Annotated in this window: 23 protein-coding genes, 1 tRNA gene and 1 pseudogene; 5 read left to right on the top strand and 20 right to left on the bottom strand. The window is 49.3% G+C overall.

The annotated features are described in order from the left end of the window. Positions 1-2 precede the first annotated feature (2 nt). Complete coding sequence (locus J7439_RS02495; protein ID WP_209200105.1) at positions 3-1244, bottom strand: saccharopine dehydrogenase family protein; 1242 nt, start codon at positions 1242-1244, stop codon at positions 3-5. Between the two features lie 392 nt (positions 1245-1636). Here J7439_RS02495 and J7439_RS02490 point away from each other — a divergent pair, with 392 nt between their 5' ends. Continuing rightward, positions 1637-3550, top strand: a complete 1914-nt coding sequence (locus J7439_RS02490) for a hypothetical protein (RefSeq protein WP_209200104.1) — start codon at positions 1637-1639, stop codon at positions 3548-3550. Positions 3551-3826: 276 nt separating this feature from the next. Here J7439_RS02490 and J7439_RS02485 read toward each other — a convergent pair. The 14 genes and pseudogenes from J7439_RS02485 to J7439_RS02420 all read right to left on the bottom strand — a co-directional run bounded on the left by J7439_RS02485 (position 3827) and on the right by J7439_RS02420 (position 18380). Next, positions 3827-3919 (bottom strand) — tRNA-Ser (locus tag J7439_RS02485). Between the two features lie 86 nt (positions 3920-4005). Beyond that, positions 4006-6159, bottom strand: coding sequence for a WD40 repeat domain-containing protein (locus J7439_RS02480; RefSeq protein ID WP_209200103.1), 2154 nt, complete (start codon positions 6157-6159; stop codon positions 4006-4008). A 437-nt stretch (positions 6160-6596) separates the two neighbouring features. Then, a pseudogene (gene csrA / locus J7439_RS02475) lies at positions 6597-6770 on the bottom strand (carbon storage regulator CsrA); the annotation flags it as partial. A gap of 438 nt (positions 6771-7208) precedes the next feature. Further along, positions 7209-8450, bottom strand: a complete 1242-nt coding sequence (locus J7439_RS02470) for an aspartate kinase (RefSeq protein WP_209200102.1) — start codon at positions 8448-8450, stop codon at positions 7209-7211. Positions 8451-8780: 330 nt separating this feature from the next. After that, on the bottom strand, positions 8781-11414 hold the full coding sequence (gene alaS / locus J7439_RS02465; RefSeq protein WP_353622982.1) for an alanine--tRNA ligase: 2634 nt from the start codon (positions 11412-11414) through the stop codon (positions 8781-8783). 210 nt (positions 11415-11624) lie between these two features. Beyond that, positions 11625-12284, bottom strand: a complete 660-nt coding sequence (locus tag J7439_RS02460) for a tRNA-uridine aminocarboxypropyltransferase (RefSeq protein WP_209200101.1) — start codon at positions 12282-12284, stop codon at positions 11625-11627. A 109-nt stretch (positions 12285-12393) separates the two neighbouring features. Further along, a complete protein-coding gene (locus J7439_RS02455) occupies positions 12394-12849 on the bottom strand; it encodes a regulatory protein RecX (RefSeq protein ID WP_209200100.1) in 456 nt (151 codons plus the stop codon). Positions 12850-12853: 4 nt separating this feature from the next. Continuing rightward, a complete protein-coding gene (gene recA / locus J7439_RS02450; RefSeq protein WP_209200099.1) occupies positions 12854-13969 on the bottom strand; it encodes a recombinase RecA in 1116 nt (371 codons plus the stop codon). Positions 13970-14109: 140 nt separating this feature from the next. Then, on the bottom strand, positions 14110-14604 hold the full coding sequence (locus J7439_RS02445; protein ID WP_209200098.1) for a CinA family protein: 495 nt from the start codon (positions 14602-14604) through the stop codon (positions 14110-14112). 161 nt (positions 14605-14765) lie between these two features. Then, positions 14766-15293 (bottom strand): DUF3299 domain-containing protein, encoded by a 528-nt coding sequence (locus J7439_RS02440; RefSeq protein WP_209200097.1) that lies wholly within the window; start codon positions 15291-15293, stop codon positions 14766-14768. A 10-nt stretch (positions 15294-15303) separates the two neighbouring features. Continuing rightward, on the bottom strand, positions 15304-16566 hold the full coding sequence (locus tag J7439_RS02435; RefSeq protein ID WP_209200096.1) for an ABC transporter permease: 1263 nt from the start codon (positions 16564-16566) through the stop codon (positions 15304-15306). Beyond that, a complete protein-coding gene (locus tag J7439_RS02430; RefSeq protein ID WP_209200095.1) occupies positions 16566-17312 on the bottom strand; it encodes an ATP-binding cassette domain-containing protein in 747 nt (248 codons plus the stop codon). The genes J7439_RS02435 and J7439_RS02430 overlap by 1 nt, the downstream gene beginning before the upstream one ends. 1 nt (position 17313) lies before the next feature. Then, positions 17314-17952, bottom strand: coding sequence for a ZrgA family zinc uptake protein (locus J7439_RS02425; RefSeq protein ID WP_209200094.1), 639 nt, complete (start codon positions 17950-17952; stop codon positions 17314-17316). Positions 17953-17999: 47 nt separating this feature from the next. Further along, entirely contained in the window at positions 18000-18380 is a 381-nt protein-coding gene (locus J7439_RS02420; RefSeq protein WP_209200093.1) for a hypothetical protein, read from the bottom strand. 296 nt (positions 18381-18676) lie between these two features. Between J7439_RS02420 and J7439_RS02415 the strand changes: the two genes are divergently transcribed. After that, positions 18677-20035, top strand: a complete 1359-nt coding sequence (locus J7439_RS02415; protein WP_209200092.1) for an MATH domain-containing protein — start codon at positions 18677-18679, stop codon at positions 20033-20035. Positions 20036-20107: 72 nt separating this feature from the next. Here the strand turns inward: J7439_RS02415 and J7439_RS02410 are convergent, their stop codons facing one another. Beyond that, positions 20108-20920 (bottom strand): crotonase/enoyl-CoA hydratase family protein, encoded by an 813-nt coding sequence (locus J7439_RS02410; RefSeq protein ID WP_209200091.1) that lies wholly within the window; start codon positions 20918-20920, stop codon positions 20108-20110. A gap of 105 nt (positions 20921-21025) precedes the next feature. Continuing rightward, on the bottom strand, positions 21026-21406 hold the full coding sequence (locus tag J7439_RS02405; RefSeq protein WP_209200090.1) for a cystatin domain-containing protein: 381 nt from the start codon (positions 21404-21406) through the stop codon (positions 21026-21028). 235 nt (positions 21407-21641) lie between these two features. Between J7439_RS02405 and J7439_RS02400 the strand changes: the two genes are divergently transcribed. Further along, positions 21642-22337, top strand: a complete 696-nt coding sequence (locus J7439_RS02400) for a class I SAM-dependent DNA methyltransferase (protein ID WP_209200089.1) — start codon at positions 21642-21644, stop codon at positions 22335-22337. Between the two features lie 188 nt (positions 22338-22525). On the opposite strand, the gene J7439_RS02395 is transcribed toward J7439_RS02400, so the two are convergent. Beyond that, complete coding sequence (locus tag J7439_RS02395) at positions 22526-22897, bottom strand: hypothetical protein (RefSeq protein WP_209200088.1); 372 nt, start codon at positions 22895-22897, stop codon at positions 22526-22528. Positions 22898-22992: 95 nt separating this feature from the next. Continuing rightward, entirely contained in the window at positions 22993-24051 is a 1059-nt protein-coding gene (locus J7439_RS02390) for a hypothetical protein (RefSeq protein ID WP_209200087.1), read from the bottom strand. Between the two features lie 467 nt (positions 24052-24518). On the opposite strand from J7439_RS02390, the gene J7439_RS02385 reads away from it, so the two are divergent. Then, positions 24519-25118 (top strand): SAM-dependent methyltransferase, encoded by a 600-nt coding sequence (locus J7439_RS02385; protein WP_209200086.1) that lies wholly within the window; start codon positions 24519-24521, stop codon positions 25116-25118. Positions 25119-25270: 152 nt separating this feature from the next. On the opposite strand, the gene J7439_RS02380 is transcribed toward J7439_RS02385, so the two are convergent. Next, positions 25271-25639, bottom strand: a complete 369-nt coding sequence (locus tag J7439_RS02380; RefSeq protein ID WP_209200085.1) for a helix-turn-helix domain-containing protein — start codon at positions 25637-25639, stop codon at positions 25271-25273. A 519-nt stretch (positions 25640-26158) separates the two neighbouring features. On the opposite strand from J7439_RS02380, the gene J7439_RS02375 reads away from it, so the two are divergent. Next, positions 26159-26302, top strand: a complete 144-nt coding sequence (locus J7439_RS02375; RefSeq protein ID WP_209200084.1) for a hypothetical protein — start codon at positions 26159-26161, stop codon at positions 26300-26302. The last annotated feature ends 3 nt before the right edge of the window (positions 26303-26305 follow it).

Genomic DNA, 26305 nt, shown 5'->3' with positions numbered 1-26305 from the left:
TTCTAATCAACAACTTCAAACTTGACCTCAGCATCTTTTTCCAGACGCTCAATAAGCCGGTCACCAAACAGGGTGGACGTTGTCCAGAAACCACCCGCCTTACTGCTTTTCTGCCGGTTATCGTGAAAGTCCAGGGCCAATCCTGCTGCCACCTGTCCCAGCATTCTGGCGGTAGAGCCATAGCCCGGATCGCCCTGGCCGACAACACGGGTGCGAATCTCCTGGCCATCTGCCGTTTTGCCCAGAAAGCGAATATCATAAAACCCGGTTTTCTGGACTTTGGGAGAAGGGCCCTCACCCGGTTTTGGCAAGACAAATCGCTCCATAAACCAGCGGGTTGGCTTAATCATCATGGCAAGCATAAACAGCCCCAGCCCGGCGACCACAACATTGGACCGCAGACGACCCTTGAAACCAGCCCCCATAAGCATGGCTTCGCTGTACCTGAAATCCCTGCCATAAGGGTATTCTGCCAATGCATTGGAACGAAGGACCACCCGGGAATTAATGCCAGCCATAATGAAAGGTGCCAACCAGGCCCCAAAGCCGGAATCATACGTCGGTGTTTTGACAACTTCCTGCCTGGCCTTCAAGCCTTCATTTTCTGGGCAGAGCAGGTAAGGGTTGGCCAACTGTCGGCGTAATGCCGGGTTGTTTGCCGCCTCACGGGTGAGGTTAGTCATACTGGCCAGCGTGCCACCGGATATACCACCCCTGGCGGCTTTCACCCGCATGCTGATATCTGAACAGAATGAACCCAACACTTCCCTGGCTTTTTTCTGGGTAAAGTACACGCCCATATCAGAAGGTATTGAGTCAAAACCACTGCAATGGACAATGCGTGCACCACTGTTTCGTGCCGTTTCCTCATACCGGTCCAACATCTGTCGGATCCATTGCACCTCTCCGGTCAGGTCGCAATAATCAGTACCACTTTCTGCACAAGTCTTGACCAGTGATTCGCCGTAAAGTGCGTAAGGCCCCACTGTCGAAACAATGACCCGGGTTTGCTGGCACAATGCTTTCAATGCAGTCTCATCAGCAGCGTCAGCCAGCAGCACAGGTAGCTCAGGCTGTTGTAATTTCTGCTTTAACTTAGCCAGTTTGGCTTGAGAGCGCCCTGCTATCGCCCAGTTAAGGCGCTCCTGGTCATTGTCGTTAAACCTGTCAACCAGGTACTGGCAAAGTAGTTGTCCAACGAAGCTGGTCGCTCCGAATACAATCACATCAAATTGATTATTCATAAACTCAGGAGATCTCTGTACTTTGTCGTTTTTATAAGAGACATACAGCCTACAGAATTGAGTATGAAAATGGAAAAGATAAAAGCGATATAGTCAAGGACCATCCACTCGATAACGACGGGCACCAGGAATATCTTTGGAATAATTCTGCGTAAATGGCCTGATTACTCACCACCTTTATTGGGAAGCTGACGAGACTTTTCTGTCTTGGATACTCACTTTCGTGACCACCGAAACAGGTGGCCATCCCTGCTCATCTTGTTATGGATCAGTAGTTGTACGGCACCGGGCTTTCCTATTTCCAACGCCGGGAGATTATCATTTTGAACTTATGAGTCATGAATGGGTCTCTTTATGACCATTTAAATTAAATTAAAAAGTTGGTTGACTTTATGAATCCAGGTTTCCCTCACCAGACAAGCAGTATTTATTACCCAACAAGCTCCGCGCCAAAGCAAACAGCTTATGGTCAATCTGCTACCAATGGCCCAGATCCAAACGGAGCCGTTCAACATGAACGGATTAAAATCACCAGAACCATTCGAACAGAAGGCCTGAAGCCCGATCTGCATTGCTGTCATTCAGAACAACCTTCAAGCAACCCGTTACAGCCCGGTAGAGTTAAAGCTGACTATGCACACCAGCCATATTTTAATCAGCAGCCCCTGAACTATCCGGCAACCAACCGATACAGTAACACCTCCCTGACCTCACCCAGCCAGTCCTACCAGCCCATAGCAGCCCATCAGATTACTCGCTCTGACAGCCATCTGGACAAGGCACTATGTAACCAGGTGCCGGCAAAACCCACAACAGATCTACAAACACAAAACGAAATTACTGACCTCCTGAGTGAGATTTGTGACAAACCATCCGTTCCACCACAAAATCAAATGGGCAAGACCGGCTCATCCTTTACGACTTACCAGCCTGCGAACATTTATGCCAGTCATTCTATTTATCCGGGCACGTGGTTTTCAGACACGAAAGAGCCAGCCTTCTGGCACTTTTCGCAGGGCAATCAAGCCTTTCACACTTCGTACCCTGGATTCGGAGCAGGCGCAAATGCCAGTATCATGGGCTACGGACAGCAGCCCCTCACACCAACAATCGCACAATCAGAAAACTTTATACCAAACCCTCTCCTTTCACCCTCAAGAAAGCGTCTGCTAAATCAGGACTTGAGTCATCAGGCAAAATTTGGTGCGTTTACTCCCACAAAACCTTATCTCAACACCATGGCTGACAACAGCAATTCATCCACAAACTCAAATGGTGCCAATTACCAAAACTCATTTACTGCGAACCAAATGAACCATTGGATGTACTCAAACGAACTGCAACGTTTTCCGAATACCCAGCTTGCTTACTCAGCGGCCAGTAGTGATTATTTCCAGCAGCAAATGGCTCAGATCACAGCCTGGAAAAGCTATATGACGCAAAACCTCCCAACACCACATGTACAAAATCGTGCCGCCAGACCTTTACCTCCCGGACAGTCAACAAGGCCTGAGCACTCGGCAAACAGTTATCCTGTTCCGGTTTCGTCACATTCCGCTGATCAACCAGGCTCATCATCCCTGAATGCTCCCGCGAACAAATCAGCAACACAAGATTCCAATACTTTGCTACAAAGCACGGATTACGCTGATACCCAGACCAAAAATACCAGTAAAGAAACACACACCCCGTCACCGGAAAGTAAAGCATCTGATGACAGTGACAATGAGGTTGATTTTAATTGCAAAGCTCCTGAGTTTGACAGGGAGTCTGACGAGATTGTGTCATTAATCCACGGGACCGAAAACCTATTGGGTATACAAAAACTGGATTTGCCCTGGATTACCACCGCACAAGCATTGATTATTGCCGCAGATGCCATTGACGGCAACATAACCGAAGCCACGATGCATATATTGCGATTAGGCCTTTTAATGGACCAGCCAAATGAGCCAGACAATCCACTTGAGGATGTCAACCCGGAGATGGCCAGGCTAGTCAACGACTGGTATGAGCAAAGCGAAGAAGACAAAATAGAATCTGAATACTTTGAATTGCTGAATTCCATTAATAGATATAGACGAACGAAAGGTGAACCAACATTGCAGAAAAGCACTTCTTATAGCAGCGTTCTTGAAATAGCTAATGAAATATTACAGTCTGAAAGAAACGCAATGGGTAGAGATTGTTTACCACCAAAGCGTGACAGAGCCTTCCTGCCTGAATACATCCAAACTGCCTTGAAATACATTCAAGGTGACTTAGAAGGAAGCAGAACTGCAAGTAACGAGTCAAGAGAAAAGTAACTGAACTGCCAAAAAGCTATTGCCCAATTGATCAGCACCTTCCCGGGTTGAAATACCTGGGCATATCTTGAACCTGCAAGCACTCAAATGCCGAGCTACGTCTTCATGAGAAAGGAAAGACCTCAGCCACTCCGACATTAAGATGACAATGCCAGATGTTATATTCAACAGGAAACATTTAAACGTCACAGTTAGAGTAAATCCATAAATCAATATGGAAATATCCATGACAACAAAGAAGCAATAGAAAAATTTTTAGAAAAAACAAAGTAGATATGGCGGTGAGGGAGGGATTCGAACCCTCGATACGGCTACAAACCGTATACTCCCTTAGCAGGGGAGCGCCTTCAGCCGCTCGGCCACCTCACCGGGAACGATGGCTATGTTACCCTGAGCACTTTGAAAAGCAAGTCTTTTTTTAACCAGGGAAAATATTCTAACCATCTTCCAAAGCCTCAGGTATGTGCTGTTTCCTGACCCGAAGTTGCAGGAATCTTCCAGACTAAAACAGTACTGAAATTTGAATCATCGGCAGGATCCCTTTGCTCATTGAAGCAGTAGATAAATAAATGATCACCGTCGGGGCTAAACTTGACCATTCCAACGTTATGATCCAGTATTACCTTGTCTTTTTCTACCCAATTGCCGTCATCATCGATACCCCAAAGTTGCACAAGGCCTGGCTGGTGCTGGTCCTCCCTGTCTAGTTTGTTGCCATAGGTCAGAAAATGGTTTTCCGGACCATTAAAATGGGCTCCTTCGATGCAGTAGACACCAGGGGTCGAGTTCGTCTGCGCCAGCTTGATCCACTCACCATTCATTTCACGCCCCAGAATACAGGCGGTGCCCAAACTAATGCTATAGGCAAGGCTCCCTGAATGGGAAAACTGGGCATCAAAAATATAATCTGAATGTTGAACCACCAGCAGTTGTTCCTGCAGTTTTCCCTGACTGTCAAGGCCCTGAATTTTGACGTTCTTGCCAAAATCAAGGGTCAGTACACTGTCCTCCTGAGCGTTGAAGGCAGCACGGGAAATCCCCGTCTGATAATTACCTGCCCTTGCTTTCTCAACAAGATTACCTGCCCCATCATCACCCCAAATGCAGGCATAATTCGAACTAAAGCCATAGCTCAAAAGCAGGTTCTCTGAGGGGCTGAAGATGATATCGCTACTGCCTGCGTGCTCAAGGGTTTGAGCTTTCAGCCTGCTGCAGTCGAAGACTTTATAGTTGACATTGGTCGGACTATAGATGGTTTCGCTGTTGCTGCCCTCTGGTTTATAAAGACTTGCCCGTAACTTACGCCCGGAGGGACTGAATCGAGCGTAGGCACAATCCTGCATCTCAGTTTTTACTACCCAGGCACCGTCATCATCGTAGCCAGAAATCAAGGCTTTACGATCTTTATCAAGAGTCAACGTGTGTTGGCCGGTGGCATTAATGGACGCATAAACTACGCTTCCCTCATGTTCGTTGAGGTGATTTAACCTACCTTCATGATGACTGATTTCCCCAATCTGCAACCAATTGCCATCAGCATCGCATCCCACAAAGACTACCTCGTTACACTCGGTCAAGATCAGGGCATGCCGCTCATCATCACTGAACTGGACGCTTGAAATCTTGCTGTTGCACTCAATGGTCTTTATTTCCTCCAGACACTTGCTCTCATCATTACAGCTCCAAAAGGTCGCTGTTCTGCCCTCGCACGTCAGTAAACAGTTGCTCCTGGCCCCGAAGCACATTTGAACAGAATCCTTCATCGGCCAGTGACGGATCTCTTTATTCTGGGTCAGAGGGGTCCAACGGCCATTGATATCCTCCCCCCATACACTGATTTTACCGGTTTGAACATCCCTGGTTATGATCTTGTCCTGCAAAGGGCGGAAGCCTGCCATCTCTTTAGGGCTTTCTTCATTTCCGGGGGTGTGCTCAAGCGCCACCTCCTCCTGACCAGGATCAATATCTTTACTCTTACTCACCAGGACACTGCCATCGTGGTTGTCACTCAGGATTGTGAGTCCCGGATTGTTGAGCTGGTAACGCATGACAGCATCAGGAGCCAGGGACTTCCAATTGTGTTCATCCAGCCATTTGCCATCCGTTCCCGGTCGCCAGATACCAAGGCGATGACCGTCCCTGGAGCAGCCATGGATAACCAGGTACTCATTCGCTGGGCTGAAACTGGCATCAAAAACACTGTAATCCACGATCAACTTAGCTTCTAATCGCAGGTAATCTGTCTGGCAGTGGAAGATATCTTCCACCATTGGGTCAATTGTGTCCGGCTGCCTGTTATTGACCGCAACATCCTGTAACTGTTGATGCTGTTGCATTACACCGGACAAACCATCTTCTGATGACCGCTGCCTCATGGAAATATGCAGCCCGGCAACCTTGCGTTCATTGACAGCAGTTAGGAAACATTCAGGTGGTAGATATTGTTTCAACCATTTCAGCGATCTTTCCTGATGCATTTCAGGGGCTTGCGCGATGAGTTTGTTAAAGGCCGCCGCTGCTCCATGCAGATTTTTCAGCCCCTCAAGTACCTGCTGCCCACTGTCTTCTAATCTGCCCGCAGGAGCATTGCTTGCTGCTGTTGGTTGCATGATAAATAACTCCGGTCATATTGACAAAAAGGGGATTAATCAAAGATGCAATGAGTCAGAAACACCCTTTATTGACTGTCTGACCATTCAGCTTCTGAACTGTAGATCAGCGCATTTGACAAAAGTTCCTGCCTTAAGAGATTTTTTAGTTCAGGGTCATAATCATGCTGTCTAACCCCCTTGATTGAGCAGAATAGCTCCTTAAGACATGGCGGTGCGAACAATCAGTCGATACCATTTGGACAAATACAGATACAAAAAAGCCTGACAACCTGTCAGGCTTTTTGAAACTGTCTGCGGGGATTAAAGGGGAACCCTTAATCAAATCAGAGATATAAACGACAGTTTAATAATTATCAGTAAGACTCGTAAGATTCAGACTCGTATCCGGACTCATAACCTTCATCTTCTTCATAAGAGCGACCAGTTCCGCCTTTCTTGTGCTCTTTTTCTTTTTGAATTCTCTGATAAATTTCTTCCCGGTGAACTGCAACCTCTTTTGGTGCGTTAACACCGATACGAACCTGGTTACCTTTAACACCCAGAACAGTGACAGTGACCTCGTCCCCTACCATCAGTGTCTCTCCTACGCGGCGAGTCAGAATCAGCATTTCAATCTCCTTATTTACATCTCTGTTAAGTCAACAACCGTCAATTCTGAGCACGCTGGTGCATTGGTTAGAAGCTGATGAAATCACCCAAAATGATCGCGTGAGATTACACGACACCAACCCCAGTACAGACATTATTTCACCTTAAAATTGCCTGACCTTTAAACTGCTTTAGTACTCAGTTCAAAGTAATGAAGTATATGCCAGCTCAACCGTTCATGCTTAAGAATTATTCAGCAAACCCAGTCTAGTCACCAAGTTCAAGATTTCCATTCGTATTTCTACCTGCCGGAAATGGTTTTTGGGCTTGATAACTCTACGCTCTTTACTTTTGACTGCTTTTGAATACCTGTTGCTCTTTCCACCCTTGCTATTTCAGGTGGGTTTGGAGCAGAAGAGCCCCCTTACGAGGCTCACGATTTTATTTATATTGACGTTTTAGACCCCATTATCTTCCATTGGTTCCCTGTCCAGCTGAAAAGCCGAGTGGAGCGCCCGAACAGCGAGCTCCAGGTATTTCTCTGCAATGATAACGGAAACCTTGATTTCGGACGTTGATATGATCTGGATGTTAATCCCTTCAGCCGCCAGCGCTTCAAACATCTTGGTGGCTACCCCCGCATGGGAGCGCATGCCAACGCCGACAATGGAAACCTTGGCGATTTTCATATCACCGTGGTATTCACGGGCTTCGAGCTCTTTAACAATCTGCTCAACCACCACTTTTGCCCGCTCATAATCATTACGATGAACGGTAAAGGTGAAATCGGTGGTTTTGTCCTCAGCCGTATTCTGGACAATCATATCCACTTCAATATTGGCCCGGCTGACCGGCCCCAGAATCCGGGATGCCACACCGGGAATATCGGGCACGCCCTTAATGGTCAGCTTGGCTTCATCTCGATTGAATGCGATGCCGGAAACTACCGGTGATTCCATGGCGATACCCTCATCCAGTGTAATCAGTGTTCCAGGGCCATCCTGGAAGGTGTGCAGAACTCTCAGGTTAACATTGTATTTGCCAGCAAACTCGACAGCCCTGATCTGCAGGACCTTGGAACCCAGACTGGCCATTTCCAGCATTTCTTCAAAGGTGATCTTGTCCAGCCGACGGGCTCCCTCAACCACTCGCGGGTCAGTGGTATAAACACCATCGACATCCGTGTATATCTGACATTCATCAGCCTTCAGGGCCGCTGCCAGCGCTACTGCCGTGGTATCCGAACCTCCCCGCCCCAGGGTGGTGATATTATTTTCTTCGTCACGCCCCTGGAAACCGGCCACCACAACCACACGCCCCAACTCCAGGTCCCTGACGATACGCTCGGTATCAATGCGCTGGATGCGGGCCTTGGTATGGACACTGTCAGTAACAATAGCTACCTGACTACCGGTATAGGACGTCGCAGGGCAGCCCCGCTCATTCAGGGCCATACTCAAAAGACCGATGGTCACCTGCTCGCCCGTCGAGAGGATAACATCCATCTCCCGTGGCGTCGGCTGTGACTGCATGGATCGGGCAAGCTCCACCAGTCGGTTGGTTTCACCACTCATGGCGGAAACCACAACGACCACGTCGTGCCCCTGTTCGCGGAACCCTTTGACCTTATCAGCAACACCCTGAATGCGTTCAGTGGTGCCTACTGAGGTGCCGCCAAATTTCTGTACTATTAGCGCCATTTTATTCGTTCTACTTCAATCAGCCATGACCCGGAGGCTGACCGGGAATAGAGCGCCTTACTGCGAACACTATTCCCGGACAGCCTCCTGATGATCAAGCTTCCCTGTACCAGCTTCCTGCTGCAACGGCCCAACACAATTTACAGAATACAGACATTCAGAAGCCGGACAGCAAAAGCTGCCATCTCTATCATTCAGTGGATGGCAGAATGTACCATGAATCCCCCCCGGGGTGTATGCCTCAAAGCAATAAAAAACGGGCTGGCCCATAGGGAACAGCCCGTTTTTACGCTTACATGTCAGAATAGCTAACCATCCTGACAACACCGCTTACCACTGCGCTTCCAGCCACCCTTTAATAGACGACAGCGCTTTTTCAAGATTCTCAGGCTGAGAACCGCCACCCTGGGCAAAATCAGGACGACCACCGCCTTTGCCACCCAGCTGCTCAGCCACCATCTTCAGCAGATCACCCGCCTTGACACGTCCGGTCAGATCTTTGGTCACACCGGCAGCCAGAGGCACCTTGCCATCCGCTTTGGTGGCCAGGAAAACGATACCTGAGCCCAGCTTGTTCTTCAGCTGGTCAACCATGTCGCGCAATGATTTGGGGTCAACACCCTCAAGCTCCGTCGCCAGCAGCTTAACGCCATTTACCTCAACCGCCTGAGAAACCAGGTCAGAACTGCCAGCGCTGGCCAGCTTCTGCTTCAGCTGCTGCAGCTCTTTTTCCAGATTCTTGCTCTGGGTAACCAGCGCCTGCAATTTGGCGTCGAGACTTTCCGGTTTAGCTTTTAGCACACGACAAGCGTTGTTCAGCTCGGCAAAGCGTGCCTGCACAAAAGCTTCAGCACCCGCACCGGTCACCGCTTCGATACGACGCACACCGGCGGCAATACCACTTTCCGCAACAATTCGGAACGCACCAATATCACCAGTGCGACTGGCGTGAATGCCGCCACACAGTTCGATGGAGAAGTTGTCGGTGCCCATGGTCAGCACTCGCACTTCGTCAGCGTACTTTTCACCAAACAATGCCATGGCTCCCTTTGCCCTGGCTGCGTCCATATCCATCAGTTCAGTCTGCACCGGAGTATTGGCGCGAATCTGTTCATTCACCAGCGTTTCAATGGTTTTTAACTCTTCCGGCTTCACCGCTTCAAGGTGAGAGAAGTCAAAGCGCAGACGCTCCGGATCAACCAGGGAGCCTTTCTGGGTTACATGATCACCCAGCACCTGTCTCAGGGCCGCGTGCAGCAGATGCGTTGCCGAGTGATTCAGCGAGGTAGCATGGCGCTTGTCTGCATCAACATCGGCGGATACTTCATCGCCAGGCTTAAGTTCACCGGATACCACTTCGACAATATGGAGGTGGTGATCACCCTGCTTCCGGGTATCCACTACACGGACAGAGCCGGTGGCAAAATTCAGCAGGCCGGTATCACCCACCTGGCCGCCAGACTCTGCATAGAATGGCGTCTGTTCCAGAATAACCGTTGCCTGCAGGCCTTCAGCAATCTGCTCTACCTGCTCACCACCAACAAACAGGGAGTGAACCCGAGCCTGACCCGCCGTGTTCTCGTAGCCGGTAAAAGCGGTTGAGCCTTCGATCACCAGCTGGTCGTTGTAATCAACACCAAACTTGCTGGACGCGCGAGCGCGCTCACGCTGAGCCTCCAGCGCTTGTTCAAAACCCTCAATATCCACTTTCAGCTTACGCTCACGGGCAATGTCTTCCGTCAGATCCACCGGAAAACCGTAGGTATCATACAACGTGAACAGTGTTTCACCGGAGATCACATCTCCCTGCCCACTGGCCTTCAGAGCAGCAATGCTCTCTTCCAGCAGTTTCATCCCTTTATCCAGGGTACGGGTAAACTGTTCCTCTTCCTGCAGCAGAACCCGCTCGATGTGCGCCTGGTTCTTCGCCAGATCCGGATAAGCGCCACCCATCAACTGCACCAGTGAACCCACCAGCTTATAAAAGAAGGATTCTTTGGCCCCCAGCTTGTGGCCATGACGGCAGGCACGACGGATAATCCGGCGCAGCGTGTAGCCCCGACCTTCATTGGAGGGCATAACGCCATCACTGATCAGGAAACTGCAGGAGCGGATATGGTCAGCAATTACCCGCAGGGAGGCTTCCGTGGTGGCAACGCCACCGATAATCCCGGAAGCATCGTTCAGCAGAGACTGGAACAGATCAATCTCGTAGTTGCTGTTGACATGCTGCATCACTGCGGCAATACGCTCCAGGCCCATGCCGGTATCAACCGATGGCCTGGGCAGTGGTTGCATGTCACCGTCGGCCTGACGATTGTACTGCATAAATACGATATTCCAGATTTCAATAAAGCGATCACCGTCTTCTTCTGGCGTACCCGGACGGCCACCCCAGATATGGTCACCGTGATCATAGAAAATTTCAGTGCAGGGACCACAGGGGCCCGTATCGCCCATCTGCCAGAAGTTATCGGAAGCGTAAGGCGCTCCCTTGTTGTCACCGATGCGGATAATATCCTTCGCTGCGATACCAATGTCGTTTAACCAGATATTGCAGGCTTCATCGTCAGAGGCATAGATGGTGACGCAAAGACGCTCTTTAGGCAGTTTCAGCGTGCCGGTCAGAAAGTTCCAGGCAAAGTGGATCGCTTCTTTCTTGAAGTAATCGCCAAAGCTGAAATTACCCAGCATTTCAAAGAAGGTGTGGTGACGGGCGGTATAACCGACGTTATCCAGGTCATTGTGCTTGCCCCCGGCACGTACACACTTCTGGGAAGTGGTGGCACGGTTGTAGTCACGCTGCTCACGACCCAGGAAAGTGTCTTTGAACTGGTTCATCCCGGCATTGGTAAACAGCAGGGTTGGGTCGTCATGGGGTACCAGAGAGCTACTGGCAACCACTTCATGGCCGTTTTCCCTGAAGTATTCCAGAAAAGCAGAACGTATTTCGTTAGTCTTCATATACAGTTCCCACCGGGGGAGTTATCTCTTGACAGCCATGAGCGGAAAAGGCCGCTCACTCCCAAACACAAAAATGGCAGCACAATCACAATGAGCAGCCTTTTCATAGTAAATTTACGCAAACCGGGGATTATATAGGAATGGCGGGAAAAAATGATCACCTCGCCCCATCATTAACAGGCTTTTTACCGGGCTTTTTTCACTGACGGTCTATTGAGCGCCAGAGCGGTACTGTTCAAGTATGCGCAGAGAGCGCGAATCCTCATCCCTTCGCTGGCCTTTGCGTGCCCATAGATAGCGGTCGCAATAGACTTGAACCAGGGCTTCCATCAGCTGGCGATTGGTGTTTTCGCCCAGCTCGCCAAGCGCTCTTGCTGCCACTTCAGCGGTACACAAGTGCTGCTCCTGACGATTACGTCGGAGACGGTAGATGGATGGCTCTTCAGGCTGCAAGCTCAGCAAATTCAAACCATGCAGCCAGGGGCTTTGACGATACATTTTCCTGGCCTGTTGCCAGGTTGCATCAATTATAATGAAGGCAACCTTACGTTCACCCCCGGAATTATCATGCCATTGCCTTGTATTACTCTGGGCTGCATATTCCTTCGGAAACAACAGCACTGGCAACCAGTCCGCATCGTCCAGCAGTTCCAACAACACCTTATCCGGGGAGGTCCGGCTCCAGTTAAATATGCGGGTTCCGGGTATCGCCGCCTGAATCAATTTGCCCGTATTGGTTGGCTTATCAAACTCTTTATCGTGGGTAATCAGCCAGAAGCAGGCAGCAGACTCAGCCTTTGGGATTAACTGGCAGATACAGGCATACTCCGGCAAACGGCACTGATGACAATCACCCTTCGCAGCAGGCATTAGGTTAAGACACCTTCTTTGCCGTGAAAAATATTTTGCGTAACCATTTTCATTCCTGGGGGTGGCGCAAACTATTTTCACGCGCCATGGGCATTTGTGAGATTGGTGGTTATGAAGAAGAGAAAGCGGAGTATATCTGGCTCATGGAAAAGCCACGCTGGGCCAGAAATCGGGTCTGCCGGGCTTTTTCTTTATGGTCCCGGGGTGCAGAGGCACCAAACTTTCGCTCTTTTACCGTTTTTGCCAGTTCATCCCAGTGATCGTCCTGCTCCAGCAGGTATTGACCGATCAACTCGCTATCAACCCCTTTCTGAAACAGTTCCGATTTAATACGAACCGGACCGTAGCCCCGCTGTTGACGACTGTAGACAAAACTTTCAACAAAGCGGTCATCACTTTGCAACCGTTCTTCCCGCAAGCGGGTAAGCGCATCAAATACCAGTTCCCGGGGAAAACGGCCCGAGAGTTTTCGGGCCAGTTCGGTAAAACCATGTTCCCGCCGGGCCAGTAGATCCATGGCAGCCCGGCGGACATCGTTTACCGATTGAATGACATCAGCAGACATTCAATTACTCAGCCAGCAGCTCGTCCTGCTGTACACTTGCCGCTGCATCGTCGTCGCCTTTTTTGTCAGCACCTTTTTTGTCAGCACCTTTTCCGGCGTCAGCTTCGGCTTTTTTTGCTGCGTCCTTCTCCGGGGTGCTCATTAACTCAGCACGGATCTGGGATTCGATTTCAGCCGCCACTTCGGGGTTATCAGAAAGATACTGGGCAGCATTGGCTTTACCCTGACCAATCTTGGTTCCCTTATAGGCATACCAGGCACCGGATTTGTCCACCAGTTTCAGCTTGACACCCAGATCAATCACTTCGCCCATATGGTAGATGCCCTGGCCATAGAGAATCTGGAATTCAGCCTGACGGAATGGTGGCGATACCTTGTTCTTCACCACTTTAACGCGAGTTTCGTTACCGATCACCTCGTCGCCCTGCTTCACCGAACCGGTACGACGAATATCAAGACGTACAGAAGAGTAGAATTTCAGTGCGTTACCGCCGGTAGTGGTTTCCGGGTTGCCGAACATAACACCGATCTTCATACGAATCTGGTTAATGAAGATGACCATGCAGTTGGTCTGTTTGATGGAACCGGTCAGCTTACGCAGTGCCTGGGACATCAGACGGGCCTGCAGACCAACATGGGAGTCCCCCATATCACCTTCAATTTCAGCCTTGGGTACCAGGGCTGCGACGGAGTCAACAACGATGACATCGACAGCACCGGAACGGACCAGCATATCGGTGATTTCCAGCGCCTGCTCACCGGTATCCGGCTGAGAGACGTACAGGTCATCCACATTTACACCCAGCTTGCCGGCGTACTGTGGGTCCAGGGCATGTTCTGCATCAACAAAGGCACAGGTGGCACCGTGCTTCTGGGCCTGGGCAATAACGCTCAGGGTCAGCGTGGTTTTACCGGAAGATTCAGGACCGAAGATTTCAATAACACGGCCTTTCGGCAGGCCACCAATGCCCAGGGCAATATCCAGTTGCAGAGAACCGGTAGAAATTGCGGGAATTGCTTCCTGCTTCTGATCCCCCATCCGCATGATGGCACCTTTACCAAACTGTCGGTCAATCTGGCCAAGTGCTGCTGCCAACGCTTTTTTTCTGTTATCATCCATTTTTTCACGCCCTCAGTTCGATTCTGATTTCATCAGGAACAGCTCAATAAGTAGTACTGTATATTTAAACAGATACTGGATATTTGTCCAGTATATTTATCGCTTCAACAGGAAGGAATCTTTTTTCAGGCTAACGTTTCTCAGGTCAACAGGGTCAGAACACCCAGCAACGCCTGAACAACCGTTTGCGCCCTGATCTGATCACGATCACCCTCAAGATGGAAGTGCCTTGCAGCGGTTTCCTGGCCGGTACTCCAGGCAATCCAGACGGTTCCCACAGGTTTTTCCGGTGTTGCGCCACCCGGTCCGGCAACGCCGGTCACGGCTATGGAGATATCCGTTGCCAACAGCTTGCGGACCCCCCGGGCCATGGCGATAGCCACCTGCTCACTGACCGCACCGTATTTATTCAGCAATAATGTCGGCACATGCAGGAGATTGGCCTTTACGCCATTGGCATAGCAGATGACACCACCTTCAAACCAGGCCGAGCTTCCCGGCAACACAGTCAGGGCATGACCTATACCACCACCGGTACACGATTCAGCGGTAGACAGGGTCCAGCCCCTGGACATCAGAAGTTCAGCAATTTCACTGACAATGGGGGACGTAGCAGAATGCAGTGTGGGTTCCATGGTCACTCGCCAGTACGGTTATCAGAGGAGCCAATCGAGATAGGATGTTATAACACGATTGGGGGAAGTCTTCACAAGTTATCATTAAATGCCCCATTACACGGCACTGTTGTCGGGGAAACATGCTTTGCCCCGGAGCATCAGGGCAAAGCATTCTCTCTCTATTCAAACTCCTTCAAACTCTCCACCGTTATGGCATAGACAACGTCAGTGTACTCGGAGGTATTGTTTTCAACCCTGATCACTCCTTCCAGCCAGTAAGGGGTGTAGCCCGCTTCTGTGACTTTTATGCCCTGGTCATAGCGGACAAAAATGGTCTGGTTGGGTGGCGGTGGCGGTACATGAATACAGGCTCCCAGGGTTGGCACCAGCAACAGCTCTGTGGCTGATTGATCCTTGCCAATATTCAGCGGCACCAGGTAACCGGGAATTTTAACCCGTTGCTGATTCATGCTTTCTACCGGAATCTTGCCCAGCTCATCAATATACTCAATAGCCTCTTCCTGACTGATTTCACCCGCCTCATATTTACGGACAATTTCCTCATCCACCGGCGGCATCAGGTCATCCCAGTTGATCTCTTTGATCGCAGGCTTTTCAGGGCTTGCAGCCATGGCAAAATCCACCGGCATAAAAGCCAGCATAAGCACCACGGCCATCCAGCCAGGGTGTTGTCTTCCAGCTATCATTATTTGTCTCCTACAGCCTGACCGTCAGACCATCCGCCAATGAATTTTTATAGGCCCGCCAGGCAGGCACTACACCCAGTATGGTCGCCGAGATAACAATGGCGACCGCCAGAATCCACTCAAACATCCCCGGTAACGCAATGGTAATGTGCAAACCCAGCTGCATTTGCAATACCGGTTGAATGGCGAACAGCATTCCATACATCAGCAGGAAGCCCAACAGTGTACCAGTGATGGCATAGATCAGGGACTCGGTCATCATCAGGGTAAAGATATGCCAGGGCCGGGCCCCTACTGAACGGAGAATGGCCATCTCTCTGCGCCGCTCATTAAGCGACGTCAGAATGGTGGTCAGCATGCCAACCAATCCCGCAATCACCACCATCACAGAAACCGCCAGCAATGCCTTTTCCGCTGAACCCACCAACTGCCAGAGCTCGCCGAGGGCAACACCCGGTAAAATAGCCGTCAGCGCTTCCTGGCGATACTCATTCACTGCCCGCTGATACCGAAAAGCTGCCACCCGGGACTTCAAACCAACAAAATAGGCGGTAATGCTGGACGGTTGCAAATCCATGGCCCGTGCCCTGTCGGCAGAAACCGAGAACAGTGCATTAGGTGCGGCCCCATTGACCCAGTCAATGTGCAACGCCTCAATCCCCTCCAGAGAGATCATTACCACTCTATCCATAGGGGTGCCGGTGGGCTTTAACACACCAGAAATCCTGAAGGGTTTATCCTGATGCGTCTGCAGGCTCCGGCTTTCAACACCGTGACTGAGCACTATTTCCTGATCAACCTGATAGCCAAGAACCGCTGCCACTTCAGAACCAATCACCGCATCATAGAGATCATCAAATGGCTTACCATTTTTGAAACTGATGGGCTGATCACCACCAAAACGGAAGTGTTCAAACAGGGTTTGAGCAGTACCCACCACACGATAGCCTTGATGAGAGTCCCCCAGGGCAATAGGAATAGTCCAGGCGACGGCCTTATTGGAGGAGAGTTCCTGGTAGGTTTCCCAGGTAATGTTATTGGTCGCATTACCCAGATGAAACACCGAATAGAGCAGCAGATTAAGCGAACTGCTGCGGGCACCGACCACAAGATCGGTACCGGACACGGTACTGGTAAAACTGTTCCGGGCCTCAACCCGCACTCTTTCCACACCCAGCAACAAAGCCACGCTGATGGCAATGGAGAAAATGGTCAGCAATGCCGTGGTTTTGCGATTACTCAGGCTTTTCACCGCCAGATGAAGTATTGACATTACACCACCTCCGGCGGGTCTAAAGGCCGATGTTGACTGGCCCGGTTAATTTCATTCAAGGCCACAGAGCGATCAAACAAGGCTTCCAGGGCAGAGTCATGGCTGACAAAAACCAGTGTACTGCCAGCAACCTCACACTCTGCAAACAACAGGCGAATAAATGCCTCACGGGTATCGCTGTCCAACGCCGAGGTGGGCTCATCTGCGATCACCAGATCAGGACGACCAATCAACGCTCTGGCTGCCGCCACTCTCTGCTGCTGGCCAATACTGAGTTCCGTCACTGGCCTTTGCAGCAACTGCGTATCGGTCAGCTCCAGATGGTTTAGCAGTCGAATCGCTTCCTGTCTGGCATCAACGCCCATGGATTGCACGTTTTCACGGCGCTTGCTGGCAAACCCCAGCGGCAGTGTGACATTGTCAACTACAGAAAGGTAAGGGATCAGGTTAAACATCTGAAAGATAAAACCGATATGATTTGCCCGGAAATGATCCCGGCGTGCCGGGGAGAAACGACCAATGTCGTTTCTCAGCACAGCGACAGAACCGGCAACCGGTGTGAGCACGCCACCCAGAAGCCCCAACAGCGTCGTTTTACCCGACCCTGAAGGCCCGCGGATAAACACCTTCTCACCCTGATTGATCAACAGCTCCGGTATATCCAGAACCATTGTCCCCGGCTGCCAGCCAAACTGGACATCCTTTAGATAAATCACCTGAATCACCGGTTGACCGAGACTACTCATATCAGAAGCGCACCTCTGGTCGCTCACGGCTCATCTGACCGGCTATCTGGCCAGAATCGGTAAAGCCCTGAACCTTCAACTGTTCACTGTTTGCAAACCGCTGAAACAATCGGGTAGAGATGCTGTTGAGCCCGGTGATATTGGCACACTCATAAACATAAGTAGCGGCAATATCCATATGCGCTGACTCATGGTGACCATCGCCATGGTGGTCATCGTGCCCATGACTGTGATGGTGGTCATCTGCATGGTGGTCATCATATCCATGCTTGTCATGGTGGGAATCATAGTGTCCATCTGCATCCCCATGATGGTCTTCTCCATGCTCACCATTGGCCGAAGCCGATGCCGTTTTCAACCTGCAGGACGCCGCTGGTGTAAAAGACCATAAATCGTCTTTTTCCAGTTCTTGCAGGGCATCTTTAAGTTGCCTGCGCTGAGCGTCCGAATGGATGGATTCAAAGCCAAGAATATCAAACCCCGGCGTTTCCAGTTCAATATGAACCTGACGACCTTCAATGGCAAAGTTCAAATGACCGGCTCCATGTACATGGGCACCGGCATGACGATGCCCATCAGCGGAAACACCTGCTGATATCAAGGCACAGGCAACAGCGGCCACTTTTGCAACACAACGCATACACAATTCCTGAAAGAAAGAAAAAATAAGTGATGAACCATTAAACTTCAGACCTGGTAAGCAGGCGGTGCGCGCGTATGTCTTTTGGTTGGCGTGGAAGAATGGATTGATAAGCGATAGGGACGGTCGTTAAGTACCGCACCAAACCGCACCTTTACTTTGCACCAATGAACGGGTGAAGCGGCTTGAGACAACAGCATACAGGCCGATGAATGTGGGTGCTCATTGTGCTGGAGATCACTGGCCTCATCGACCATCGAAATAACTGGATGCTGCCAGAATATTTCAGATTGCTGATTTTCCTCCAAAGCCGTATGAACGTGACTCAGTGTGTAGTGCACCACCAGCAGATAGACAACCACCATAAGAGCAGACAGCAATTGTTTGCTGTCTTTTCCACGGGCTGTCCGGCAAAGGCTGATGGTCATCTTCTGCGATTCCTTTCGGTATTGCCCTCACCCTGTTCCGGAGGGATCAGCACCCAATCTCAAAATGCAAATCGTTATAACATAACGTACATCAAATCACCAAAATATAATGCCAGAGTACTGTAATTGGTCAGGCATCAGGATCGCAGCAGCATCCGGTCATTTTGCCCGGTGAACCAAATATCTGATTTGTTGTCAATAAGTCCCAATGACGGAGGGCGTATGCCCTGACGGTCATTTTACAGATTTATTCTTTTCAAGGTTTTTTTAATGCCTGACCAGAGGAGTTGGTGTATATGTTTTTTTATCCTGCCCATTCCACTCCCGTTGACTCTGGCAAGGTTGAGCCACCGCCGCTCAATACTGAGGGCAAAGATAAAGCCCCTGCTCACCGGTCATCCGAAGAAAAAACTTCAATATTATTCCGAACCACCAGTGGTGCCTGCTTCAGGTGCAGGCCAGCTGACGCTGATCTGTTGCCACAGCTGTATTGCTTCCCGTGTTCAAATTTAACCAGTAAGTCACTCAAGACGCGTGACTCAACTAAAATTTATGATCCTTCCCATGTTATTGAAAGCGCACCCTTCCCGCCGGAGAGCGCTCAGGGTGATCAGCATTGCGGGGTCATAGACCTGGCCAGGCAGTCGCCATCTACGGCACCTCACCAAGACGACAGTGATGTCTTGCCCCTGCCCGCTGACATTCGATGTGCCAGAAAATTTTGTCCTGACATTAATCAGTTTGCACAGTGCCAGGTGTTGACTGAGTTGTCGAAAAGCCTGGAGGTTGCTTGTGCCAAAGGCGTAATGCTGAATAATTTGCAGGGCGCTGAAGATTCTCCTCCGAGCATCGAATGCGGACAATGGCTGTCTCTGCATGAACTGCCTGCCCATTACCATAATGATGATGAACATCCCGCCCGGAGGTTGGCATCTGTTTTCAATAAGCCCGGGGTCAACCCGCTGATACTGCCTGAGCCAACCACTGCAACCAGCGAGACTGTAGGAGCATCAGCAGGGGTACTGGCAACTCCGACCATAGCCTATGCCCAGTACGAAGCCATGGTTAAACAGTTTGGGGAGGTACTCAATGGCTTTGCCGGGCTAAGGCGTGCCTGTCAAAACCAGGCCGATAGCATCGATGAACTGTGCAGAGCCATTGTTAGCCAGCAATCACAAATACAAAAGCTTGAGCTGGAACTACAAATCCACAAAGCAACCACCGGCAACGGCCTTTTACTCTGGAAGATACCCGGTTTCAAAAATGAGCTGGATAAGATCAGGAGTGGTGATAGTCAACAACTCATCAGTCCCTTGTTTCATTCAATTAAAGGACATGCATTGTATGCACGAATTTATCTTACTGGTGATAGCGCAGATCAGGATCGGGATATCGGTCTGTCCATAGGGCTTATGCCATCGCTTTATGATCCGATTCAGACTCAGCAATTCTCCGGATCTATTTTATTTGAAATCCTTGGCAGGAGGGGTGGGGTGATACACAGTGATGTCATTTTTATTGCTGAAAACGTCATCAAGCATCCGAAGCCGGAAGATAATCCAGAGACTTTTGTCAATTGTATTTCTATAAGCCAGAAAAAGATGATGGACGAATGCCTGGTAGACGACGACCTCTTTATCAGATGCAGGCTTTAGCAATAAAATCCCCATGACCGGCAAAGCTGGTCATGGGGATTTGTAGCAAAGATTATATAGGCCGGTTGCCTGTCAAAATGAGCGCCGGTCAATAAACGGCAGAGGATCGTCTGATTTACTCAGACCATTTTTCATGGCAATGCGCTGATTTTTACGCCCCAGCAGGCGTGCCTGAACCCAACGCTCCCAGCGCAGGGCTTTCCAGGTGTCGGCTTTCCAGGTTTTTCTGAACAGGTATTTGGCTGCGGCAACGGCATCCGGCGATTGCCTGCAAATCGTTTGGGCAAGCTGTTCCGCTGCCGCCATCGGGTCATCAGCCAACCGGCTGATCAAACCGAACTCGTGCCCCTCCCGGGCAGTGAATTTACGCCCGGTCATGGTCAGCTCCTGGGCAATATCAATACGGGTCAGCCGGGAGAGTGTCACCATACCACTCATATCGGGAATCAGGCCCCACTTCATCTCCATAATGGCAAGGCTGGCATCCGCCCTGGCAATGCGATAATCCGTGGCCAGGATAATCTGCATCCCACCACCAAAGCAGTTACCGTGAATAACGGAGATAACCGGGACCGGCAGGTCTCGCCAGCAATGGGCTATCTCCTGGGCAATATTCTGTTTGGTCCACGGCAATTTAAGAAAGACTTTTGCCACTATGCCCGGGTCTTTGTTGACGGCCTGAAAATCCAGTCCTGAGCAAAAAGAGGAGCCATTCCCGGAGAGAATCACACAGCGAATCGAGCGATCCTTCCGGATTTTTTTTGCGGTAGCAATCATGTCACGAAACATGGCCATATCCAGGCCGTTATGCTTCTCAGGACGGTTCATGGTGACGTAGGCAATGTGATCTTTCACTGCAAAGAGCACACGGGATTGATCAGACATGGGAACCTCAACAGCAGCCGGTAATTATTATTATCGGAGTGAATCATTCCATAAAACTGCTGCTGCCGCAAAAGCCCATGATCCGCCGATCAGACATGAAACCGGTCAGTGGTCACAGAACAGTCCGGGAATGGGTGCCTGGGTAATGTTGTATTTTCCTTCAAGATCACGATAGACAATGGCACTCCAGATCGTGCCATTTTCCAACTGGAACTCCAGGGCGTAATTAACCCCATTAACAATCTGAGAGTGCACCGCCAGCATTTTTTTCAGTTTAGCCGACTTCTCCATTCCCTTGACCACCAGCTTTACCGCCTTCAGAACCTCTGGAGTAACTTCAGATTTTGTCCAGCCACCGGGCAGATTGCCTTTCGCCTGACAGATGGCTTCAGCAGTTTTATTATCGACCACCGGCTTGTCATACGGTGCTTCACATCCCATAAGCATGATTGCTGCATACAGCGCACAGATCATTTTTACTTTCATTGGCAACACCCCATCTTGACCATGACTGAAACAGTTTACTGCACAAATAGCGGTAATGTGTTGTCCTTTATCACCGCTGGAAACCGGATTACCGATGAAACAGAAGCCGATGGAGGAGTGGTAATCGGAAAATGATTTGTTGTAGTATGCGCCACCAGTTTTTTCCGGGTAACAGCGCTTGATTACTGCCTCCTCAAATGCCTTGTATACAGACCTTTCCTGCTATTACGACTTAATGTGCGCCGACATTAACTACCAGGTCCAGAGTGACTATCTGCATCGGCTACATCAGCTATTTGGTAATAAAGGCACAAAGCATCTGGACCTTGCCTGTGGCACAGGCCCACATGTCCGTCACTTTATTGATATGGGTTATCAGAGCTGCGGGCTGGATATCAATCAGCCCATGCTGGATATTGCCGAACTTCGTTGCCCGGAAGCCGATTTTGTCTTGCAGGATATGTGTCACTTTGTGGCCCCGCAGCCTGTGGATCTGATTACCTGCTTTCTCTATTCCATTCATTACAGTGATGGTATTGAAAGACTAAGGTCGTGTATTGCCAGTGCCCATGCAGCACTGAATAAGGGCGGCCTGTTTTGCTTTAATGCCGTTGACAAGACCATGATCAGTAACAGCTCAGTGGTGAGCCACACGGCTTATTCTGACAACAGCCATTTCGTCTTCAGTTCCGGCTGGAATTATTGTGGCACCGGAGATAAACAGTCACTGAGATTGAGTATTGAAAAGAATACGGTAGAAAAGCGGCAGTTCTGGCAGGATGAGCACCCTATGGTCGCCATCCGCTTTAACGAGCTTGAAAGTTTATTGAGCCCTTTCTTTGAGGTTTACACGTTTGAGCATGACTATGAAAAAATAATCCCGCTCTCAGCAAACGCAGGCAACGCTATTTTTGCCTGCGTAAAAATCTAAAGGTTTGCTGCATCGGGCTTCCTCCTTGCTACCACAACCTTCGATCTGGATGATCAGGCATGGATGATAACGATTAACGACACAGACAGCTTGCCGCTCATCGTAATACCGGTTAAACGTTTTCGGGCTGTCGTCCTGTTTTCTCGGTTTTTTTCATTGTGTACAGTTTAGATAAGGTAGCTGCCTCTCTAATTTGTGTTATGCCACACAGCTGTGTGACACACTCTTTTTAGCTGCTCATTTTTAAGCACTTTATCGACTATTTGTTTGAGCGACATGAACTCCTTGTAGCCGGGGTCACCCTCTTTCAACCGATAACGGGCTTTTTCAAAGGCCACGACCATCTCAACTCTTCGCTTATGAGAAGATATGAGGTCTTCAGCTGGCCTTTTGATTTTCCTGCGACCATGAGCAGGCAGAGGTGGTGAAGCGTCCTGACCAGCCTGTGATTTCAGCAGTTTTGATGCCTGTCTTTGCATGTAACTCGTGATCTTGGCTTCATAATTTATGGCCAGCTCTTCTATCACTTTCTTAACTTCAACTTTGCTGTTTTTCTGCAATTGTCTTTGTTATTGTTGAAATAATTCTTCAACTATGGCAGCAACAAAACGTCAACAGAACCTGGCCTTTTTTCATTAACAAGACATCATCCGAATCAAAATGGCATATTTTTCAGGAACTCCTCAAACGGTGGCTTGGGAATGTTACCCGCAGCATCAGGCTTTAAGTCCGGGTATTGGCTCAGTACTTGATTGATCCTGGCCCGCAATACGCCTAACTGTTTTTGTTCTGACGCACTATATTTCAAAGTTTCAGAATACTCTCTGGCTAACGGGCCCTGCTCGACGTAAAGACAGGGCCTTTCAGGAAAGCTCCAGAGAATGCGGTTAAATTCGTCATATTCTTTATCACTTAACACCGGTTTGACTGCCTTCAGCAGTCGCACCTGGGAAAACATTAAATATCCCTGGTCCATATCAAGGTTGCGGACAAAACTTGTTAACTCCACACCAACCCTGTACAGATCACGCTCATCATATTCACGGGGTGCATCACCCGGATTGTCGAGGCGAGACGACATAATGCCATCCACAAAACCTTTCAACTTTCCCGCCGAAAAATTAGCCTTATCCCAGTAGCGGTCCATGCGCTTATTATATTGCTCCTGTGATTGCTGCTTGTATGCTGCGGCCTCCGCCGGCAGGAGAGCCTTGAGCTCCGATAAACTTTTATTATATTTAGCTATCTGGTCCTGATGAACCTCAGTTTCTTGAATGGCCCTCTGTAGCTCATGCCTCACCCCGTCCCGAGCAGCCTCTATGGATGCCTTCGTTATAGGCTTCAGACTGCTGTACAAAGAATAAAACCACACAATAGCAACTGCTGCTCCAGCAACTGCACCGCAAGCTAATGGGTTTTCTTTAATTGCTGATTCTATCACTTCAATCACACGATCAGACAGACCTGTACCTGGTCTGACTGTGTCAGGAACTCTATCCAGACGTTCAGCCAACTTGGCAAAGGCAACAGCTCCGCCAGCAGCAGAAACCCCAATGCCGAATGCGGTAGGGAGACATTTTGTTGTAGTTCCCTCCACTGGGTCATATTTGAGATAACCCTCTTTGACATATCTAAAAAAACCACCCTTGGAAACAGTGTCTGATGGGAGTACAGGGTGTATCAACTGACCTGAATTCATCGCACTAACGAACATAACCAAACTCCTGTATGCTGAATTGAGTTAAGTAGTTCACCATTTGCTATCGCATAAATCGCTGACAGCATAGCCATTTAAATAGAGTCGAGCATTTGTAGACGGAAATGCTGTTTTATTTTCACTCTACCCCTTGCTAAACAGGATTCAGGATTAATTGCTGGTTAATCTATCGAAAATATTCGATTGCATTTGGTTAACTGCTTTGCTGACTGTTTGAGCGCTTTACAGCCATTTAGTCAGGTTTGACCTCCATTCTCGTACTAAGTTCCAAACGAAAATCATGGGAGTGAATATAAGCAGACGGAAAATTGAACTTTTTGCCTCCAGAACAATCAGTTAAATGTCCATGCTGCGATAACGTCACAAACACTATGTTAGAGGCAACAACACCCCAGGCAGGGAACGCTTCTCAGAACATACTCGATGATATAAGCGAGCATTGTGCAACTGGCTCCTCACAGCTCTTGCAACCCCTTGCAATCCATAACAAAAGCAACGGGTATATTACTGACAGCTCCGGGCCAGAAGAAAAGCACACTAAACCTTTCGCTGAGTATTCCATCCTCGCCCCGGAGCCAGCACTCACCATCCCCAAACTGTCCCGTCGTTTGAACAGACTGGTCCAGCTGGCTTCTGATTTCAACATCATCTGGGATATCGGCTGTGACCACGGTAAAGCCGGAATGGCCCTGGCCATTAACAACGTATCCAGAGAAGTCCACTGTATTGATTGCTCCAAACATGTCATTGCCCGGCTTCAATCTCTTCAGCTGCCCACTAACCTGACGGCTACCTGCGTGGATGCAGCCACCGTTAAAATACACAACTGTAAAGATGAGCTGGTCATTCTTGCTGGCATGGGTTCCCATACCGCCAACAAAATCATTGATGGAATTCTCGCAGAAACAGGCGATTATCAAGCCAGCTTTCTGATCAGCATTCATCGAAACCATGATGATACAGTGGCACACCTTGCTGGCCGCTATGGATTTAATACGACGCAATACAGTGAGATAGAGGAAAAAAAGTACACTTACCGTTTTGACTTAATGTCCCCTCAATAAGCAGTTGGCCAATAAGCAGAAATACATTGACGATGGGTGTTCGGTGATAAGCAACGGCAGCAAAAAGAAGTCCATGGACCTTTACGGTGAGGCAAATTCAGACAATAAAAAAACCGGCGCTCTGGCCGGTGACTTTTGGCGCGTAAAATGGGTTAATCAATAATGTCATCAACGGTAAGATTCAGGGCTTGTGCAATTTTAGTAATTGTTTTCAAGGAACCCTGCTTCTTGCCACTCTCAATCTGGCTGATCATGGCTTCGGAAATACCGGTTTTTTCAGCGAGGGACTTTTGACTCATGCTTCTGTACTCTCGCCACACCTTCACAGTGTTTTCAGTCAACAACCTGTTCACTACTTCAGCAGGTATCAACTCTTCCTCACCCCGGCGTAACGCAGCCCGAAATTCATGAACAGCATCAGAATCCTCCAGGTCCTCCAGCTTCTCAAGCATTGCCTGATATTCGTCATAAGGCATAACCACAAAAGCCGGTTTCCCTTCATGCTTCAGTATATCGACCATCACCAAAACCTTTGGGGGCATTGCCCCCATGTTTAATGCTTGTAAATCTTGCCTCGCGGCGCAATTTTGATCACCTCAATGATCAGCCTGTCATGCTCAATCTCGTAAACAACGCGCCAGCCTCCAACCCGCAGCCTATGCTTCACCCGTCAGCTTCTTTACATCACCGTCTGGAAGCTTGTTGATAGCCTTTTGAATCCTCAATCGGTCAAGCTCTGAAGCTTTCCTCAGAACTTTAACGGCCTGCTTTGAGAAAACCACCTTGAACATTGCATTATTCTACTGCACATTAACTTAAAGTAAATATAGAATTTACCCCAGGTTATTCAACAAAAAATCTTGCACATTTGATATGCCGCCGATTTTGGCGAGGAATAAACTGGCGCGCAACGGTATTGCATAACTGGTTCGGTCATACAAAACAATTTGTCAAACCAGTGATACTTTTGCCTGCTGGCAAACTATCCGCATGTTAACATTGCATTTATTACCGATCAGATGGGGCTCACGGACTATTCGATGCTGGTTAAACCCTATGGTTGCCAGATGAAAACAGAGAGCCGGAATGAGGTTATTCACATCTGGACCGCTCTGGAGTCCAACGGGCATTGCCTGGATAAAAATGCCCCGATGATGCCCCAGGAATCAACCAACACCACTTAAGCT

The organism is Salinisphaera sp. G21_0 (assembly GCF_017744115.1).
In the GTDB taxonomy this organism is placed as follows: Bacteria; Pseudomonadota; Gammaproteobacteria; order Pseudomonadales; family Endozoicomonadaceae; genus Endozoicomonas.
Note: the sequence above shows the minus strand (reverse complement) of the source record. Positions and strands in the feature narration are given on the sequence as shown.